Origin of the sequence: Myxococcus faecalis (assembly GCF_050039385.1) — a bacterium.
GTDB lineage: Bacteria > Myxococcota > Myxococcia > Myxococcales > Myxococcaceae > Myxococcus > Myxococcus fulvus.
Genome location: NZ_CP144336.1, coordinates 1,903,042 through 1,920,565, shown reverse-complemented (window position 1 = coordinate 1,920,565; position 17,524 = coordinate 1,903,042). Strand labels below are relative to the sequence as shown.

18 protein-coding genes and 4 tRNA genes are annotated in these 17,524 nt (G+C 69.2%); 18 read left to right on the top strand and 4 right to left on the bottom strand.

Going from position 1 to position 17,524, the window contains the following annotated elements:
* The first annotated feature begins 3 nt into the window (after positions 1-3).
* Positions 4-1,191 carry a class I SAM-dependent rRNA methyltransferase gene (locus VZQ01_RS07345; RefSeq protein WP_223750596.1) on the top strand — a complete coding sequence of 396 codons (1,188 nt, stop codon included), beginning with the start codon at positions 4-6 and terminating at the stop codon, positions 1,189-1,191.
* A 31-nt stretch (positions 1,192-1,222) separates the two neighbouring features.
* On the opposite strand, the gene VZQ01_RS07340 is transcribed toward VZQ01_RS07345, so the two are convergent.
* Both VZQ01_RS07340 and VZQ01_RS07335 read right to left on the bottom strand, forming a co-directional pair.
* The gene (locus VZQ01_RS07340) at positions 1,223-1,720 is read right to left on the bottom strand and encodes a caib/baif family protein (RefSeq protein ID WP_194869545.1); all 498 of its coding nucleotides are present in this window, start codon (positions 1,718-1,720) and stop codon (positions 1,223-1,225) included.
* A 29-nt stretch (positions 1,721-1,749) separates the two neighbouring features.
* Positions 1,750-2,313 (bottom strand): hypothetical protein, encoded by a 564-nt coding sequence (locus tag VZQ01_RS07335; protein ID WP_370640422.1) that lies wholly within the window; start codon positions 2,311-2,313, stop codon positions 1,750-1,752.
* Between the two features lie 34 nt (positions 2,314-2,347).
* On the opposite strand from VZQ01_RS07335, the gene VZQ01_RS07330 reads away from it, so the two are divergent.
* The 4 genes from VZQ01_RS07330 (at position 2,348) to VZQ01_RS07315 (ending at position 6,984) form a co-directional block, all read left to right on the top strand.
* Positions 2,348-4,423, top strand: a complete 2,076-nt coding sequence (locus VZQ01_RS07330; protein ID WP_267697197.1) for an ATP-dependent helicase — start codon at positions 2,348-2,350, stop codon at positions 4,421-4,423.
* 181 nt (positions 4,424-4,604) lie between these two features.
* Complete coding sequence (rplM, locus tag VZQ01_RS07325) at positions 4,605-5,051, top strand: 50S ribosomal protein L13 (RefSeq protein ID WP_141326090.1); 447 nt, start codon at positions 4,605-4,607, stop codon at positions 5,049-5,051.
* A 14-nt stretch (positions 5,052-5,065) separates the two neighbouring features.
* Positions 5,066-5,467, top strand: coding sequence for a 30S ribosomal protein S9 (gene rpsI, locus VZQ01_RS07320; protein ID WP_046712181.1), 402 nt, complete (start codon positions 5,066-5,068; stop codon positions 5,465-5,467).
* Positions 5,468-5,601: 134 nt separating this feature from the next.
* Complete coding sequence (locus VZQ01_RS07315; protein ID WP_426747338.1) at positions 5,602-6,984, top strand: type IV pilus twitching motility protein PilT; 1,383 nt, start codon at positions 5,602-5,604, stop codon at positions 6,982-6,984.
* A gap of 559 nt (positions 6,985-7,543) precedes the next feature.
* Here the strand turns inward: VZQ01_RS07315 and VZQ01_RS07310 are convergent.
* Positions 7,544-8,281 carry a hypothetical protein gene (locus VZQ01_RS07310; protein WP_223750599.1) on the bottom strand — a complete coding sequence of 246 codons (738 nt, stop codon included), beginning with the start codon at positions 8,279-8,281 and terminating at the stop codon, positions 7,544-7,546.
* 34 nt (positions 8,282-8,315) lie between these two features.
* Between VZQ01_RS07310 and VZQ01_RS07305 the strand changes: the two genes are divergently transcribed.
* From VZQ01_RS07305 to VZQ01_RS07245, 13 genes are all read left to right on the top strand, one after another.
* On the top strand, positions 8,316-8,819 hold the full coding sequence (locus VZQ01_RS07305; protein WP_223750600.1) for a regulatory protein RecX: 504 nt from the start codon (positions 8,316-8,318) through the stop codon (positions 8,817-8,819).
* A gap of 10 nt (positions 8,820-8,829) precedes the next feature.
* Positions 8,830-9,606, top strand: a complete 777-nt coding sequence (locus tag VZQ01_RS07300; RefSeq protein WP_426747335.1) for an outer membrane protein assembly factor BamD — start codon at positions 8,830-8,832, stop codon at positions 9,604-9,606.
* A gap of 17 nt (positions 9,607-9,623) precedes the next feature.
* Positions 9,624-10,328, top strand: coding sequence for a hypothetical protein (locus tag VZQ01_RS07295; RefSeq protein WP_223784949.1), 705 nt, complete (start codon positions 9,624-9,626; stop codon positions 10,326-10,328).
* Positions 10,329-10,370: 42 nt separating this feature from the next.
* Complete coding sequence (locus tag VZQ01_RS07290) at positions 10,371-11,093, top strand: tetratricopeptide repeat protein (RefSeq protein ID WP_046712186.1); 723 nt, start codon at positions 10,371-10,373, stop codon at positions 11,091-11,093.
* Positions 11,094-11,098: 5 nt separating this feature from the next.
* Positions 11,099-12,034, top strand: coding sequence for a DUF4388 domain-containing protein (locus tag VZQ01_RS07285; RefSeq protein ID WP_141326091.1), 936 nt, complete (start codon positions 11,099-11,101; stop codon positions 12,032-12,034).
* A gap of 78 nt (positions 12,035-12,112) precedes the next feature.
* Positions 12,113-13,153 carry a selenide, water dikinase SelD gene (selD, locus tag VZQ01_RS07280; protein ID WP_255316201.1) on the top strand — a complete coding sequence of 347 codons (1,041 nt, stop codon included), beginning with the start codon at positions 12,113-12,115 and terminating at the stop codon, positions 13,151-13,153.
* A 61-nt stretch (positions 13,154-13,214) separates the two neighbouring features.
* Entirely contained in the window at positions 13,215-14,024 is an 810-nt protein-coding gene (locus VZQ01_RS07275) for an N-acetylmuramoyl-L-alanine amidase family protein (RefSeq protein ID WP_426747333.1), read from the top strand.
* An 87-nt stretch (positions 14,025-14,111) separates the two neighbouring features.
* Positions 14,112-14,825: a ribonuclease PH gene (gene rph, locus VZQ01_RS07270; RefSeq protein ID WP_426747331.1), complete on the top strand. Its 714-nt coding sequence runs from the start codon at positions 14,112-14,114 to the stop codon at positions 14,823-14,825.
* The gene (locus tag VZQ01_RS07265; RefSeq protein ID WP_267697193.1) at positions 14,822-15,427 is read left to right on the top strand and encodes an XTP/dITP diphosphatase; all 606 of its coding nucleotides are present in this window, start codon (positions 14,822-14,824) and stop codon (positions 15,425-15,427) included. Before rph ends, VZQ01_RS07265 begins: the two co-directional genes overlap by 4 nt.
* A gap of 70 nt (positions 15,428-15,497) precedes the next feature.
* Positions 15,498-15,571 (top strand) — tRNA-Pro (locus tag VZQ01_RS07260).
* Between the two features lie 39 nt (positions 15,572-15,610).
* Positions 15,611-15,687: transfer RNA gene (locus VZQ01_RS07255), tRNA-Arg, on the top strand.
* Positions 15,688-15,773: 86 nt separating this feature from the next.
* A tRNA-His gene (locus VZQ01_RS07250) sits at positions 15,774-15,847 on the top strand.
* A 25-nt stretch (positions 15,848-15,872) separates the two neighbouring features.
* Positions 15,873-15,946 (top strand) — tRNA-Arg (locus VZQ01_RS07245).
* Positions 15,947-16,057: 111 nt separating this feature from the next.
* Here VZQ01_RS07245 and bet read toward each other — a convergent pair.
* Positions 16,058-17,152: a phage recombination protein Bet gene (gene bet, locus VZQ01_RS07240; protein ID WP_426747329.1), complete on the bottom strand. Its 1,095-nt coding sequence runs from the start codon at positions 17,150-17,152 to the stop codon at positions 16,058-16,060.
* Positions 17,153-17,524 lie beyond the last annotated feature (372 nt).

Sequence of the window (17,524 nt, the reverse complement as noted above, 5' to 3'; positions counted from 1 at the left end):
CGAATGGCCATCCCCCCGACGCTTCCCGTTGCACGTACTACTCCCAAGGGCGCGAAGTCCCTGCGCGCGGGAAACCCCTGGCTGTACCGCACCGAGCTGGCCGCCCCGCCCGACGTGACGGGCCCCGGCGCGGTGGTGATGGTGGTGGACTCCCAGGGCAACCCCATCGGCCAGGCCCTCTACGCGCGGCGCTCCCCGCTGGCGCTGCGCCTGCTGACGCGCACGCCCCCGCGCGAGCTGCAGGTGAACGACGCCTTCTTCCGCAAGCGCCTGGAGGCCGCGCTCGCGCGCAGGTCCTCGCTGTCCAAGCGTGACGGCCTGCGCCTGGTGCACGGCGAGGCGGACCTGCTGCCGGGCCTCTTCGTGGACCGCTACGGCAAGGGCCTCACCCTCCAGACGCTCTCCGAGGGCATGGACGCGCGCAAGGAGTCGCTGGCGAAGATGCTGGTGGAGCTCACCGGCGCCACCCACGTGGTGTGCCGCGACGACGCCTCCGGCCGCGACTTCGAGGGCCTGCCGCGCGAGACGCGCTTGCTGCACGGCCAGGGCGAGTCGCGCTTCACGTACCACGAGGGCGACAACCGCTTCGACGTGGACCTGATGGGCGACATGAAGACGGGTGCGTTCCTGGACCAGGTGGACAACCACCTGCGCGCCGGAGAGCTGGCGCGCGGCGAGGCGCTGGACCTGTTCAGCTACCACGGCGGCTTCGCGCTCTCCCTGGCCCGCAGCTGCACGTCCGTCATCGCGGTGGAGCAGGACGAGAAGGCCGCCGCGCGCATCGGCGACAACGCCCGCGCCAACAACCGGACCAACGTCACCGTGGAGCACGCGAACGCCTTCGACGTGCTCAAGCGCTTCGACTCGCAGAGCCGCCGCTTCGACTTCATCGTGCTGGACCCGCCGGGGCTCGCCAAGCGCCGCGAGGGCCTGGAGACCGCGCTGCGCGCGTACCACGAGCTGAACCTGCGCGCGCTGCGGTGCCTGAAGCCGGACGGTGTGCTCGTCACCTGCTCGTGCTCGGGCAAGCTGGACCGCGCGGGCTTCGAGGAGATGCTGCTGGGCGCCGCCGCGGACGCGAAGCGCCCGGTGCAGATTCTCGAGCGCCGGGGCGCGGGCCTGGACCACCCCGTGCTCGCGGGTCTGCCGGAGACGGAGTACCTCAAGGCGCTCTACGTCCGGGCGCTCTGACGCGGGCCGGGCCGGACCCGCGCGAGGGGCACTACGGCAGCCCCAGCTCCTTGCGCAGCTTGCCCACGACCTTGAAGTACTCGGTCCGGGGGAAGGGGACGTTGAGGATGTGGAAGTCCTTCTTCGCCAGGCCCACGCACCCGAAGCAGTAGTTGCAGTCCTGCAGGTTGCGGCACATCACCAGGTAGGCGCTGGTGGTGCAGTTCTCGCTCTGCAGGCAGTAGGCGCACGCATGACAGCTCTTGCACTCCACGCAGTGCGAGCAGTTGTTGCACAGCTCGCACCGGGTGCAGTGCGTGCACTGGAAGCAGCTGTCGCAGTCCTTGCAGAACATGCAGTTGGCGCAGCGCTGACAGCCCTCGCACGCGTAGGAGCCCGGGTTGCCCGGGTCCGACGCGTAGCTCTTGGTGAGCTTCTGGAGTTGGTCCAGGAACTCCCTCTTGCCGAGCGAGGCCACGACCTCCCGCGCCGCCTTCTCCGCGGCGAGCAGGTCTCCTGCTTCGGACCGCGTACCTTTCTCCTTCACCACCCGGGACACTCCTTGCCCATTGTCGGACTTCACTGAAGCCGGGCCAGCCCGGCCAGGTCGATTCCTCGCGCCACCCGCCGCACCTCCACCGTGCCCGGAAAGCCCCGGCTGGTGACGGCCACCACGAAGCGATCTCCCACCAACAGGTTCGCCTCCGCCAGCGCCTCCTCCGCGTCGTACCTCACGAAGCCCACCGCGTCCTTCCAGTGGATGGGCGCCGCCGGGTCGCTCGCCGGCCGGTCCTTGGCCCGCTCGGCCGCGTCCCGGATGGCCTGCCCAATCTTCTGCCCCATCGTGGTGTCCACGATGCGCACCTTCACCTCGCGGCCCTCACCTCGGGTGAACAGCCGCTCGGCCTCCGACACGGACACCTCGCCGTACTTGCCGGTGGAGCCCTGGGTGCGCGCGACGGTGAAGCCCTCCAGCTCCTCCGGCAGGAACGGTGCCAGCGTCTTGAAGTACACGCAGGGCGCACTGGCGGCGGGGATGGAGGCCGTCACCTCGTCGGAGGTGCCCTCCGCTTTCGTGCACCCGACACCCGGGGCGAGCGCGAGCAGGAGGAGGGTGAGGCCTGGGAGAAAGTTGTCGCGCACGGCCGAATCAAAAGGTATCCCCGCCCCGCGCGCAATGGACCTCTCGAAGCTCAATCCTCCTCAGCGCGAGGCCGTGGTCACCCTCCAGGGTCCCTTGCTGGTCCTCGCGGGTGCTGGGAGCGGGAAGACCCGCGTCATCACCCACCGCATCGTCCACCTGCTCAACGAGCGGCCAGACCACATCCTGGCTCGCAACATCCTCGCCGTCACCTTCACCAACAAGGCGGCCTCGGAGATGAAGGAGCGCCTGGTCCACATGGCCGGGCCCCGCGCCCAGGGCGTGCTCGTGTGCACCTTCCACGCCTTCGGCGCGGAGATGCTCCGCGAGGACATCCACCGGCTGGGGTGGCCCAGGAAGTTCGCCATCGCGGACATGGGCGACCAGCTGGCCATCATCCGCCGCGCCATGCGCGAGCACCGCATCGACGACCGCGCCTTCGACGCGCGCAAGGTGCTGGGGCTCATCTCCAAGGCGAAGAACTCCGGCCAGGCGCCCGAGCCCAAGCCCGAGGGCATCGGCGACGACTACGACCTCATCACCCACATGGTCTACCCGGACTACCAGCTGGCGCTGAAGGCGCAGGGCTCGGTGGACTTCGACGACCTGCTCATCCTCCCCACGCGCCTCTTGCGTGAGCACTCGGACCTGTACCTCAAGTACACGCACCGCTTCCGCTACCTGCTGGTGGACGAGTTCCAGGACACGAACCTGGCCCAGCTGGAGCTGCTCAAGCTGATGGCGGGGCAGTCCAAGAACGTGTGCGCGGTGGGGGACGACGACCAGTGCATCTACTCGTGGCGCGGCGCGGAGGTGCGCAACATCCTCCACTTCGACCACTTCTTCCCGGGCGGGAAGGAGGTGCGCCTGGAGCAGAACTACCGCTCCGTGCAGATGGTGCTGGACGCGGCCAACGCCGTCATCGCCAAGAACCCCGAGCGCAAGGCCAAGCAGATGTGGACCGACCGCAAGGGGGGCCCCAAGGTGAAGGTGGTGGCGTGCCCCAATGACGAGGAGGAGGCCCGCTTCGTCGCGCATGAAATCCAGAAGCACATCTCGCTGGGCGTGCCCGCGGACGACATCGCGGTGCTCTACCGGACCAACGGCCAGTCGCACCCCATCGAGGAGATGCTGCGCGAGAAGAACATCGCCTACGAGGTGGTGGGCGGCAGCGAGTTCTTCGACCGGCGCGAGGTGAAGGACGTCATCGCGTACTTCAAGGTCATCGTGAACCGGCTGGATGAGATCTCGCTCATGCGCATCATCAACGTCCCGTCGCGCGGCATCGGCGACGTGACGGTGGAGCGGCTGCACGCGCACTCGCGCGCGGAGGGCGTCACGCTGTGGACGGTGATGCGCAAGGCGTCCGAGTACGACGATCTGCCCCCGGGCGCGGGCGCCAAGGTGCACGAGTTCGTGGACCTCATCGAGCGCTACCGCGCGGCGTACGAGCACGGGCAGCTGGCCGTGGCCACGCGCAAGCTCCTGGAGGAGATCGGCTTCCGGGACGCCACGCGCGCGCACGCCACCAGCGCCACCAGCGCGGACAAGAAGCTCAAGGGCGTGGACGGCGTCATCGACTCCCTGGAGCGCTTCGAGAAGCGCGAGGGCCCCAAGGCCAGCCTGCTCACCTACCTGAACCGGCTGAGCCTGGACAACAAGCAGGAGGACGACGAGGAAGTCCCGGGCAGCAACCGCCGCGTCACCCTGATGACCATCCACTCCTCCAAGGGCCTGGAGTACCGGCTCGTCTTCTTCATCGGGATGGAGGAGGACCTGATGCCCCACGGCGGCATGCAGGGCGAGGCCCAGAACCTCGAGGAGGAGCGCCGGCTCTGCTACGTGGGCATCACCCGCGCCAAGGAGTTGCTCTACCTCACCCGCGCCGTCACCCGCGTGAAGCGCGGCAAGGAGGTCCCCCGGACCCCCTCCCGCTTCCTGGAGGACCTGCCCGAGGACGTCATCGAGCACGTCACGCCTGATGCGCCGCGTCAGGGCCCGCCGACGACGGAGGAGAAGAACTTCTTCGCCAACCTCAAGGAGCGCTTCAAGAAGCCCCAGCCAGGGACTCCAGGGGGTGGGGGCGTGCCTCCTGGGGGTAGGGCGGGGTAGGAAAAGAGCCTTCCGTGGCTCAGGGGCCCCCGCCAACCTTGACTTGATCCTCCATGACCGCTAGGAGGGTCGGCCTTTCCGGGCCTCTGCGGATGTTTCGTGGAGGACCTGTGGTTGGTTCCGCACGAGATGCGGTCCCCGGCATGCACCTGGCGACCGCGAGAAGTCTGGAGTGCACGAAATGTCGCAGAAGACCTACAGCGCGAAGGCTGGGGACATCAAGCGCCAGTGGCACGTCATCGACGTGTCCGACAAGGTGCTGGGCCGCGCGGCGAGCCAGATTGCCACCTTGCTCAAGGGCAAGCACAAGGCCATCTACACGCCGTCCATCGACACGGGCGACCACGTCATCGTCATCAACGCCGACAAGGTGAAGGTGACGGGGACGAAGGAGAAGGACAAGATGTACTACCGGCACCCGCACGCGGGTTTCCCGGGCGCCCTGAAGATCACCAACCTGGAGAAGCTCCGCCAGCGCCACCCCGAGGACATCATCATCAACGCGGTCCGCCGCATGCTGCCCCGCAACGCGCTGGGTCGGCAGATGATGACGAAGCTGAAGGTCTACGCGGGTGATACCCACCCCCACGCCGCCCAGAAGCCGGCTGCGTACTCGGTTGAGGCGTAAGGGAGACAACGTCCATGCCCATCCACCAAGAGCTCGGTTTCTACGCCACCGGCCGCCGCAAGGAGGCCACCGCTCGCGTCTGGCTGCGTCCCGGCACGGGTCAGGTCACCATCAACGGTCGTGAGATCAACGACTACTTCGGTCGCGAGACCTCGAAGATGGTGCTCAACCAGCCCCTCGAGATCCTCGAGCAGAAGGGGAAGCTCGACGTCACCGTGAACGTTCGCGGCGGCGGTCTCTCCGGCCAGGCCGGCGCCATCCGTCACGGCATCGCCCGCGCCCTGTGCGCCTTCAACCCGGAGTTCCGTCCGGCGCTGAAGAAGGCCGGCTTCCTCACGCGTGATGCCCGCGCGGTCGAGCGCAAGAAGTACGGTCAGCCGGGCGCGCGTCGCCGGTTCCAGTTCTCCAAGCGCTAACCGTTCAGGTTGGTCGCTCGCTGTCCTCCGCGGCGGAGGCTCTCTCACGAGGGTCTCCGCCGTGGTGTTTTCGGGGACTCACTCCACGGTGTGTCGCGCGGGCGCGGGAGCGTCTGCTACCATCCGCGACGCCCATGGAACTCAATGAGATCCTCCAGATCGCCCTGCGCGGCGGTGCCTCCGACATTCATCTCAAGGCCGGTCTGCCGCCCATGTTCCGGGTGGATGGCTCGTTGGTGCCGTTGAAGGACGGCCGTCGTCTTCCGCCCGAGGAGGTGGCGCGGATGGCGTTCGGCATCATGAACGAGTTCCAGAAGGAGAAGTTCAAGGCGAGCAACGAGGTGGACCTGGCGTACGGAGTCCCGGGCCTGGGCCGCTTCCGCGTGAATGTCTTCCAGCAGCGCGGCACCGTGGGCGCGGTGCTGCGAGTCATCCCGTTCAAGGTGATGACGATGCAGGACCTGCTGTTGCCGCAGGTGCTGGCGAAGATTTGTGGCGAGGAGCGCGGTCTCATCCTGGTGACGGGCACGACGGGCTCCGGCAAGTCGACCACGTTGGCGGCGATGATCGACCACATCAACTCCAACGAGACCAGCCACATCATGACGATTGAGGACCCCATCGAGTTCCTCATTCGCGACAAGCGCTCCATCGTGAACCAGCGCGAGGTGGGCGTGGACACGATGAGCTTCGCGCAGGCGCTCAAGAGCGCGCTGCGGCAGGACCCGGACGTCATCCTCGTGGGCGAGATGCGAGACCACGAGACCATCGAGACGGCGCTGCACGCGGCGGAGACGGGCCACCTGGTCATGTCCACGCTGCACACGCTGGACGCGACGGAGACGGTCAACCGCATCGTCTCCGCCTTCCCGCCGCACCAGCAGAAGCAGGTGCGCATCCAGCTGGCCTCGGTGCTCAAGGGCGTGGTCAGCCAGCGACTGGTGCCGCGCGCGGACGGCAAGGGCCGCGTGGCCGCGGTGGAGGTGCTGCGCGTCACCGCGCGCGTGCGCGAGCTCATCGAGGACAAGGACCGCACGAAGGAGATCCACGACGCGATTGCGCAGGGCACGGACTCCTACGGGATGCAGACCTTCGACCAGTCGCTGATGAGCCTGGTGCGCCAGGGGCTGGTCACCTACGACGAGGCCCACCGTCAGGCGTCCAACCCGGACGACTTCGCGCTGCGCTTCTCCGGCATCAGCGGCACGTCCGACTCCAAGTGGGACAGCTTCGACGCGAAGCCGGGCGAGGCCCGTCCGATTCCGGGCTCGGCCGCCTTCGCGCAGAAGGGCGCGCCCGTGGGCGCGGCACCGCCTCCCGCCGCGCCGCCCACGCCGGCGCCGGTCCAGGTCGCGCGTCCCGCCACGCCCGCGGCGCCGAACGTCGCGCGTCCGCCCGCACCCGCGCAGGCCATGCGTCCGGCCGCGCCTCCGCCGGCGGCCCGTCCTCCCGCGCCGGCCCCCGCGCCCGCTCCGGCGGCGGGTGGGGACGACGACTTCCAGATCGAACGCTTCTGAGTCGAAGGGGCACCGTGGGTCGAGACCGCCGCGCGCGGTCTGGCCTCGGTGCTCCGTTTGATGCCACTGAGTGGCGCGAGGCCGCGAACGCTTGGCCTCGGTGCTTCGTTTGATGCCACTGAGTGGCGGCGAGGCCGCGAACGCTTGGCCTCGGTGCTTCGTTTGATGCCACTGAGTGGCGCGAGGCCGCGAACGCCCGGCCTCGGTGCTTCGTTTGATGCCACTGAGTGGCGGCGAGGCCGCGAACGCCCGGCCTCGGTGCTTCCCCGAAGCGTTGAGGGGCCATGAGAGCGGGTCGCCGCGAACGGCCCAGCCCCGGTGCTCTGCCTCGTCTGTCGGGAGATCCCCGTGAGGCGAGACGGCTCCGTGCCGTCGCCCACCTGTGTGACGCGACCTGCGAGAGGGGGCGCGTCTCGCTCAGCGGGCTGCGTCCAGGGACATCGCTCAGGCTCGTGACGGGGAAGGGGAGTCATCCTCCCGTCCATCCGATTCGCACGACCTGGCATCAGCCACTTCGAGCGGCGGGCCGCGAGGGCCCACCGCCGCGTCACAGGGGGGACTACGCGTCTTCCTCGCCCAGCATGGCCCTCAGGCGCGACAGGCGCAGCGGGCCCATGAGGCCCTCCTTCGCCAGCGCCTGGAGCAGGTGGGCGGTGGCGTGCACCTTCTCCTCCTGCTCCTCCTCGGGCTTGTCGGCGACCTGCGCGTCCAGCAGGGCCTCGATGTGCTCGGGGTTGATGGGCGCGGGGCCCTCCGCCCAGGCGATGTCGAACAGCGCCCTCGCCATGACCTCGCGCACCTTGCGCTCGGCGTCGTCCTTCGAGGCCTTCACGAAGCCGACGAACAGCGCGTCCACCGCCTCCTTCGTCAGCGCGGCCAGCGCGGGCACCTCGCCCAGGGACTCCTTCACGTACTCGCGGTCGAAGCTGTCCACGTCCTGCTCGTAGCCGAACGCCTCCTCCAGGAGGATGGAGGCGATGAACGCGTCCGTCTCCTCCTCGCTCGCGCCCTCCTCGGCCAGCGCCTCACGCGCCTTCTTCGTGGCCTCGGTCAGCTCCGCGTCTTCCTGAATCGCGCGCGCCGACGCGTGCGCCGCCAGCAGCACCAGCGCCGCCTGGGCGTCCGAGGACAGGACGCGGCCACCCACGTCCATCAGGATGGCGGCCTGGCGCGGGTGCGCCTTGGCGGCCTCGGCGAAGAACTGCTCCTCCGGGTCGAGGGCGCCCCCCGCCTGCTGCTTGCGGAGCGTCTCCTTCGCGACATCGGCGGTGAGGTAGCGGGCAAGGACTGGATGCATGCCGCGCCTGTTACCACATGCTACGTATCCCGCCATGCTCCCGGAGGATGAAGGCCCCGAGGCCGTCCAGCGCGCCACGGATGCGGGACTCAAGCTGCTGGGCATCCGCGCTCGCACGCGCCAGGAACTGCTCCAGGCCCTGGAGAAGAAGGGCTTCGCCCCCTGCGTCCGCGACGCCGCGCTCGCCCGCCTCCAGGGCTGGGGCTACCTGGACGACACCCGCTTCGGAGAAGCGCGCGCCGCCTCCCTCCTGCGCTCGGGCAAGGGCCCCGCCTCCGTCCTCCAGAAGCTGCAAGCCCACGGCCTGTCCGAGGACGCGGCCCAGGGCGCGCTGGCGTCCGCCACGGACGCGGTGGACTTCGACGCCACGGCCGCCGCGCGCGCCGTCCTGGAGAAGCGGGGGCTGGCGGCCCGGCCGCTCGACGAGAAGGCCTGGGCCCGCGCCGCGCGGCTGTTGTCCGGGCGGGGATTCTCCGAGGACGTCATCCAGCAACTGCTCGGCGAACCTTCACTGGACCCCTCGGGGCCGGACGAATAGCGTGCCGCCGATGCGTTCCGTCGTCGCCTTCCTGACCGTCGTCCTCTTGTCCGCCTCGGGTTGCTCCACCCTCTCCGGCTCCCAGGGGGGAGACCCCGACTACGCCGCCGACGCGGAGGAGAACCTCCGGCTCGGCAGCGAGGCGCTCGAGAACAAGGACTTCTTCAAGTCCCAGAAGTACTTCGAGTACGTCCGGGTCAAGTACCCGTACCAGGAGGCCGCCCGCGAGGCGGAGCTGCGCCTGGCGGACCTGGACTTCGCCCGCGAGGCCTTCGCCGAGGCCCGGGACCAGTACCAGGCCTTCATCAAGCTCCACCCCACGCACGCCAAGGTCGACTACGCCGCGTTCCGCTCGGCGCTCACCCACGTGGAGGACTACCCGTCCGACTTCTTCGCGCTGCCGCCCTCCAAGGAGAAGGACCAGGGCGAGATTCGCGCCGCGCTCTCCACCATGGAGGAGTTCCTCCGCCAGTACCCGGATTCTCAGTACGTCCCTGAGGCCAGGCGGCACGCGGACGACGCGCGCAAGCGCCTGGCCGAGCACGAGCTGTACGTGGCCCGCTTCTACACGAAGCGCGAGCGCTGGAAGGCGGTGGCCCAGCGCCTGGAGTCGCTGCTCACGAAGTACCCCGGCACGCCGTACGAGGAGGAGGCCCTCTTCGACCTGCACGAGGCCTACGTGAAGCTCAACGACCCCAAGCGCGCCGAGGAGACCCTGCGCCAGGTGCTGCGCCGCCTGCCGGGGACGCCCGCCGCCCAGAAGGCCCAGCAGATGCTGGGCACGTGAGGTCCCCGGCAGGCCGCGTGAGGTCCACCGAGGAGTGGAGCCGGCTGGGGGGCCTGGTCATCGCCGGACTGGCGGTGCTCGCCGCCTGCGCGGTGCTCATCCCCCGGCTGCTGGGCTTCGCCGCGGGCCCCGAGGCGGAGATCATCACCGCCCTGAAGCACACCGAGGCCTATGGGTTTTCCCTGCCCATCCCCCTCGCGGACGCGCCCCTGGTCTCCCAGGAGCTCCACTTCGCCCGCATCACGGTGACGGTGGAGCCCGGCGGCCAGCGCGCCGAGGCCCACGCCACGCTCGACTTCAACGGCACCCTCGGCCCCACCCGCGTGGGCACCGCCGGCGTGGAGAAGGTGCCCTTCGTGCGACGCGGGGGCGACTGGGTGCCGGAGAAGAACACCTCCCCCCGACTGGTGGCCGTCGTCACGGCGCTCGAGGCGCGGCGCCGCGCGCTGGAGGCCGCGGACGCGGAAGGCCTGGCTCGGCTCTCTGTTCCGGGGAATCCCGGAGTGGGGGGCGCCGAGTGGGACGAACTGAAGATGTTGCGAGGACGCGTGTATCGGGCGGAGGCGTGGTACATCCGGTTGGAGCGGGAGCAAGCAGTGGTGACGGAGCACTGGCGGTTGCAGGGCTCCCTCCCGTCGAGGCCGGTGGACACCCGGGGCCAACGGTCGCTGTCGCTCACGCTTCACGGTGATGAATTCTTGTTTTCGCCCGGGCTCATGTAGGCTAGCCGCGTCGGAGGCAGGGCCCGAGGACGGGCCGGAGTCATGGAAGAGCCCCTCAAGCAGCTACTGACCCTCGGGCGCGGCTACTTCGAGAAGAAGCAGTACGCCCAGGCCGAGCAGTACCTCGCGAAGATCGTCGAGCAGAATCCGACGTTCGCGGACGTGTTCAACATGCTCGGCATCATCTACCACGACCAGGGCCAGTTCGCCCGGGCCCAGCGGGCGTTCGAGTCCGCGCTGAACCTGAATCCGGCGTACACCGAAGCGGCGCTCAATCTCGCGGTCATCTACAACGACATGGGCAAGTACGCCGAGGCGAAGGAGGTCTACCAGGCCGCCTTGTCCCGGCAGAAGACGGGCCCCGGGGAACTGGACCCCTACGTCGAGAAGAAGATCGCCAACATGTACGGCGAGATTGGCGACGTGTTCGCCTCCAGTGGCGCATGGCAGCGCGCCATCGAGGAGTACCGGCGCGCGCTGGGCCTGTGCCCACAGTTCGTGGACATCCGCCTGAAGCTGGGCAATGCCCTGCGTGACGCGGGGGACAACGCGGCGGCCATCGCCGAGTACGAACAGGTCATCGCGCAGAACCCGTCCTACATCCCCGGCCGTATCCAGTACGGGGTGGCGCTGTATTCCGCCGGGCGCAGGGCGGAGGCGGTGCAGGTGTGGGAGGACGTGCTGGCGCGCAGCCCCGACAACAAGAGCGCGCAGATGTACCTCAACCTGGTGAAGGACCCCGGCAAGGTGGAGCAGGCGGGTTGATGACCATGGATATCTCGAAGACCTATGCCCTGAAGTTCATCTCCGGGAAGTACCAGGGCGGAGAGTTCCCCCTGAAGGCGGAGAAGCAGATCGTCATCGGCCGCTCCAGCGAGCTGGACATGGTGCTCGTGGAGGACATGGTCTCGCGCAAGCACGCGAAGATCAGCTTCTCCAACGGGAAGATCACCATCGAGGACCTGGGCTCCACCAACGGCACCTTCGTCAACGGCGAGAAGGTGAAGCAGGCGGGGCTCAAGGAGGGGGACCGCATCCTCATCGGCACCTCCATCCTCAAGCTCGTGCACCAGGGCGCCGACGGCGCCAACGTGGACGAGAGCACGGCCAAGCTGAAGCTGGAGGAGGCCGCCGCCGCCCAGGCCGCGCGGACCACCACCAAGGGCAGCTCCATGACGGGGAAGATTGAAGAAATCCCCCTGCCGGACCTGCTCCAGCTCTTCCACACCTCCAAGAAGAACGGCGTGCTGGTGGTCAACAGCACGCAAGAGGGGAAGATCTACCTGCGCCAGGGCCGCGTGTACTACGCGGTCATCAACGAGAACCACAACCTGGGGCCGCAGAAGAGCTTCAACCGCATCATCACCTGGGAGTCGGGTGACTTCGAGCTGCGGCCGGCGGACAGCCAGGAGTTCATGGTGGAGCTGGACTCGTCCACCGAGGCGCTGCTGATGGACGCGCTCCGTCAGCTCGACGAGCTCAAGCGGCTGCAGCCGAGCCTGCCGCCCCCGGAGGCCATGCTCCAGCTGTCGGTGCCGCTGGTGCCGCCGCTCAAGGAGCTGACGCCGGAGCTGCTGGACGTGCTCCAGCTGGTGCTCAACCAGGGCACGCTGGCGGGGGTGCTGGACCGGGCGGACGCGGATGATGTCGTCACCGCCGAGGGCCTGGTGCACCTGCTCAAGCGCGAGTACGTCCGCATCATCTAGGTCGCACACGAAGCCCGCTCTCCTCGTGGGAGGGCGGGCTCCATCTGAAGGGATGTCGCCGTGGCGGACGCGAAGTCGGTGAAGCGCCTGCGCCTCACCGAGCTGAGTCACTGCGCGGGTTGCGCGGCGAAGCTGCGGGCCGGGGACCTGGCCCAACTGCTGGGAGGGCTCAAGTCCTCCCGCCCCCCGCAAGCGCTGGTGGGCTTCAACACGAATGACGACGCGGCCGTCTACCGCCTCTCGCCCGGCCTCGCCGTGGTGGAGACGGTGGACTTCTTCCCGCCCGTGGTGGACGACCCGTTCCAGTTCGGCGCCATCGCCGCGGCGAACGCGATGTCGGACATCTGGGCCATGGGGGCGAAGCCGCTGTTCGCGCTCAACCTCGTGGGCTTCCCGGATGAGCTGCCCAAGTCCGTGCTGGCGCGCATCCTCGAGGGAGGCCAGTCCAAGGTGGAGGAGGCGGGCATCCCCATCCTCGGCGGCCACAGCATCCGCGACCCCGAGCCCAAGTACGGCCTGGCCGTCACCGGCGTGGTGCACCCCAAGAAGGTGCTCACCAACGCGGGCGCGAAGCCGGGGGATCTGCTGCTGCTCACCAAGCCCTTGGGCACGGGCATCGCCACCACCGCCATCAAGCGGGGCGTGGCCTCCAAGCAGCTGCAGAAGAACGTCATCGGCGTGATGACCACGCTCAACCGCGCCGCGGGCGAGGTCTTCGCCTCGGGCCGGTTCAAGGTGAACGCCCTGACGGACGTGACGGGCTACGGCCTGTTGGGCCACCTGCTGGAGATGATGACGGCCGCGAAGACGCGCGCGGCGCTGGATTTGGAGCGCGTGCCGCTCATCGCCGAGGTGCCCTCGCTGGCCGAGGCGGGCGTGGTGCCGGGCGGGACGAAGTCGAACCTGGAGCACGTGCAGAAGAAGGTCCGCTTCCCCAAGGGGCTCCCCGAGGCCATCCAGTGGGTGCTCGCGGACGCGCAGACCAATGGCGGATTGTTGGCCTGCGTGCCGGCGAAGGACGCGGTCAAGGCGCTCAGGGCCCTGGACAGGGCCGGGGTGGACGCGGCGCTGCTGGGCGAGGTCCGCGCGGGCCGTCCGGGCATCGACGTCATCGGCTGAACCGGGCGCCGGGCGGGGATTTCGCGCCCGGGGTGGGGCTCCGCTAGCATCCCCCTCCGGCATGACGTCGTCCTCCCGCTCCCTGCTGCTCCTCCTCGCATGCATCTGCTGGGTTCCCGTCACGGCGGGAGCCGGCGAGCGCCCCGCGCGCATCGTCATCGACCCGGGCCACGGCGGCGTGAAGGAAGGCGCCAAGGGGCCCGGCGCGCTGCGCGAGAAGGAGGTGGCGCTGCAGATTGCCCACCGCCTGCGCTCCAGGCTGGAGGCGGCCGGCGGCGAGGTGTACCTGACGCGCGAGCGCGACGCGCTGGTGAGCCTCACCGAGCGCGTGGAGATGACGAACGACCACGGCGCCGACCTCTTCATCTCCATCCACGCCAACTCCATGCCCACGCCCCGCATGAGGGCACGCACCGAGGGCGTGGAGACGTACTTCCTGTCGGCCAGCGCCTCCGGTGAAGCGGCGCTCGCGGTGGCGGACCGGGAGAACTCGGAGGCGCCCATGTCGCGGGCGGCGCGCGGCGACTCGACGCTGGCGCTCATCCTCGATGACCTGGTGCGCACGGAGGCGCACTCGGACTCGTCCCGGCTGGCCTACGCCATCCACCCCCGGCTCGTGGCGCGCACGCGGGCGGCGGACCGGGGCGTGCAGCAGGCGCCCTTCTTCGTGCTCTCCGGCGTGGAGTGCCCGGCGGTGCTCGTGGAGGTGGGCTACATCTCCCATCCCGAGGAGGGCCTGAAGCTGGGGCGGGCGGACTACCAGGAGAGGCTGGCCGAGGCCATCAGCGAGGGCGTGCTCGCCTTCCTGAAGGACACGCGGCGCAGGGACGCGGCCCGGCCGGCCCAGGTGGCGGGCTCGCAGACGCCCTGAGTGGACACCGGGCCGACTCGGACGACACGCGGGCCACGCGGCTCTGGTAGAGAAGGGACGCGCTCATTCCCTACCCAGGAGCTCGCCGTGCGTTCCTTCCAACGTGGTGCACTGGACCTTCGCCCCGTCATCCTCACCCCCGGAGTGTCCCGCTACGCGGAAGGCTCCGTGCAGGTGGAGTTCGGCAACACCAAGGTGCTCATCACCTGCTCCACCGAGGAGCGCGTGCCCCCGCACCTGATGGGGAAGGGGACCGGCTGGGTGACGGCCGAGTACGGCATGCTCCCGCGCGCCACGCACACGCGAAACCAGCGCGAGGCCGCCAAGGGCAAGCAGACCGGCCGCACCATGGAGATCCAGCGCCTCATCGGCCGCTCCCTGCGCGCGGCGGTGGACCTGTCCACGCTGGGCCCGCGCACCCTCACGCTGGACTGTGACGTCCTCCAGGCGGACGGCGGCACGCGCACGGCGTCGATTACGGGCGCGTACGTGGCGGTGGTGCTCGCGCTGCGCTCGCTGCAGAAGCAGGGCATCCTTACCAAGCAGCCCAAGCTGACCCCCATGGCCGCGGTGTCCGTGGGCGTGGTGAACGGCGAGGTGCGCGTGGACCTGGACTACGAGGAGGACTCCAAGGCGGACGTGGACCTCAACATCGTGGCCACGGGAGACGGGCGCATGGTGGAGGTGCAGGGCACCGCCGAGCACCAGCTGTTCGACCGCAAGACGCTGGACGCGATGCTCGACGGGGGACTTGCCGCCATCCATCAGCTCGTGGCCGCGCAGGCCAAGGCGCTCGAATGAGCACGCCCTCGCCGAAGCTGCTCTTCGCCACCACCAACAAGGGGAAGCTGCGCGAGCTGCGCCAGCTGGTGGGGGACTCGGTGGAGGTGGTGTCGCTCGCGGACCTGCCGCCGGTGCCGGAGCCGGAGGAGGACGGCGACACCTTCGAGGCCAACGCGGTGAAGAAGGCGGTGGAGTACGCGCGGGTCACGGGCCTGCCGGCGCTCGCGGATGACTCGGGGTTGTGCGTCGACGCGCTCGACGGCCAGCCCGGGGTGCTGTCCGCCCGCTACGCGCCCGGCGACGACAAGGCCCGCTACGAGAAGCTCCTCTCGGAGCTGCGCGGCGTGCCCGACGAGAAGCGCACGGCGTCGTTCCGCTGCGCGCTGGCGCTGGCGTGGCCGGATGGGCGCACGCACGTGGAGGAGGGGCGGTGCGAGGGGCGGATCGGCCACGCGCCGAAAGGTGAGCACGGCTTCGGGTACGACCCGGTCTTCATCCTTCTGGACAGTGGCCGGTCGCTCGCGGAGCTCACCGCCGAGGAGAAGTCCGGCATCTCCCACCGGGGCGCGGCCTTCCGGAAGATGAAGCCGAAGCTGCTCTCGCTCGCCGCGCGTGCGTGAATGGCGAGGTCAGGCACGTGGGCCTTGCGCGTCCGTCCGCGATGGTTCAACAATGCCGGACTCTACTTTTCGGGGCGTAGCGCAGCCTGGTAGCGCACCTGCCTTGGGCGCAGGGGGTCGGAGGTTCGAATCCTCTCGCCCCGATTTTTTCAAGTAGGGAGTGGATGCAGGTAGCCCGGCCCAGCTCCAATAGCTCAGCTGGATAGAGCACCGACCTTCTAAGTCGGGGGTCGCAGGTTCGAGTCCTGCTTGGGGCGCCAACCTGGCTGTCGTCACATTTGGGCCTTGAACTGGCCCGGCTTTCCACGGTAGGGAAGCCCCCGCTTCAAACGCCGTAGCGGTAACGGCGGCCATAGCTCAACTGGTTAGAGCGCTGGACTGTGACTCCAGAGGTTGCCGGTTCGACCCCGGTTGGCCGCCCACCTTCTTCCCCTGTTCGTAGGTTGCGCTCGTAGCTCAACTGGATAGAGCACCGGGCTTCGAACCCGGGGGTTGGGGGTTCAAGTCCCTCCGAGCGCGCTCCTCTCCTCTTTAGGCAGGCCCCGACTCCTTCATGGGAATCCCGAGCGGCGCCGCGAAGAGGGCCCCCGCCGGAAGACGTCCGACGGAGGCAGTCCTCACTTCAGCGCATCAGGCGTGGGACGCGCCGTTGCTCTTGTCCGCCGTGGACGGGACGCGGCAGCGCAGCTCCGTCTCCGCCTCCAGCGCGAGCAGGTTCTCCCGCATCGCCTTGGCCCAGCGCGCGCGGGGTTGCTCCATCAGCTTCTCGTTCGCCAGCTCGATGGTCTCGCTGAGCTCCTCGTCCGAGAGCTCCGAGGCCGTCTTGCCCTTGTACGGACCGAACGCCACCAGCACGGCGCTCGCCTTCGGACGCGTGGGCGCCACGGTGGGCTCCACGTCCTCCTTCGCCGCCTCCACTTCCTTCGCGGGGAGCGGGGCCAGCGGGAGATCCACGTCCAGCTTCGCGGGGACCGCCTTCTCCTCCTTCGTGGGCGCGGTGGCCTGCGGGGTGGGGAAGGACGCCTTCACCGGTCCCGTCCTGGCGCCCAGCACCTCGTAGGCGCCGCCCGCGGGGACGGGCTCGGGGTGGGCCGAGGCCGAATCGAAGTCCTCCGCCGGCATCTCCTCCCGGACGTACAGTCCGCCGAAGGCCTCCGGGTACGCCTTGCGCAGGGCCGCCACCCGGGCGCACTTCTCGATCATCGTCGTGGGAATCTTGGCCCACAGCGGCGTCTGCTGGACGTAGCCGCTGAAGTCCAGCCACACCACCACGGGCAGCTTCCCGTCGCGCACCACCCGCGACCAGGCGCCCACCAGCGCGCCCTTGCGCTTGGCCGGGTTGAAGCGGTGCACCACCTCGCCTCGACCCTGGTCCACCACGATGTCGTCCTCGGCGAACACGGCGCTCGCCTGGATGCCCTTGAAGTCCGGGAAGCGCTCCGCGCGGGCGAGCATCCCGGCCTCGGAGGGCTGGAACTCGTACTTCGTCACCCAGTTGGGGCGCTCCCGGTTGCCGATGTTCTGCCTCCGCGCGACGCAGAAGGCTTCCTTGAGCAGCGGATCCAACCCGCTGCGCTTGCACTGCTCGATGAAGAGGGCGAACTCGTCCTCGCTGATGCCCCGGGGGCAGATGGTGCGCCGAATCAACTCCATGCGCTCCCGGCTCCAGCCGCCGAGCGCCGAGCCGGTGTCTTCCACCTTGGGGGGGATGTTGGCTTCCGTCACTGTCGTCTCCTGCATACGTCCTGCGCGAAAAGGGCGGACGACCTCCGTCCGCCCGCCTGTGCCTCGGCGGTTCACGTGCTCAGAGTCCCGGAATGGGGGCGCGTGCGAGCCCCGTGTCTCCGAGCACTCCGGACACACGGGTCGCCGTGGCCACGTTCAACAGTGGGCCCGTGGCTCTGTTTCATTCGGAATCCGGCCGTCCCCGGCGCCAGCCCGTCCAGCGGGCGGCGTGGCGTCCCATCCCGGACTGCGCGTCCTCGTGGGAGATGCCGTGCGTGGGGAATGCAGGGGAGACGAAAATACTTTTGACAGCGCGGGCGGCCTTCTGTAATTACCGCCGCCACTTGGACGTCACGCAGCCGACGGGCCAAG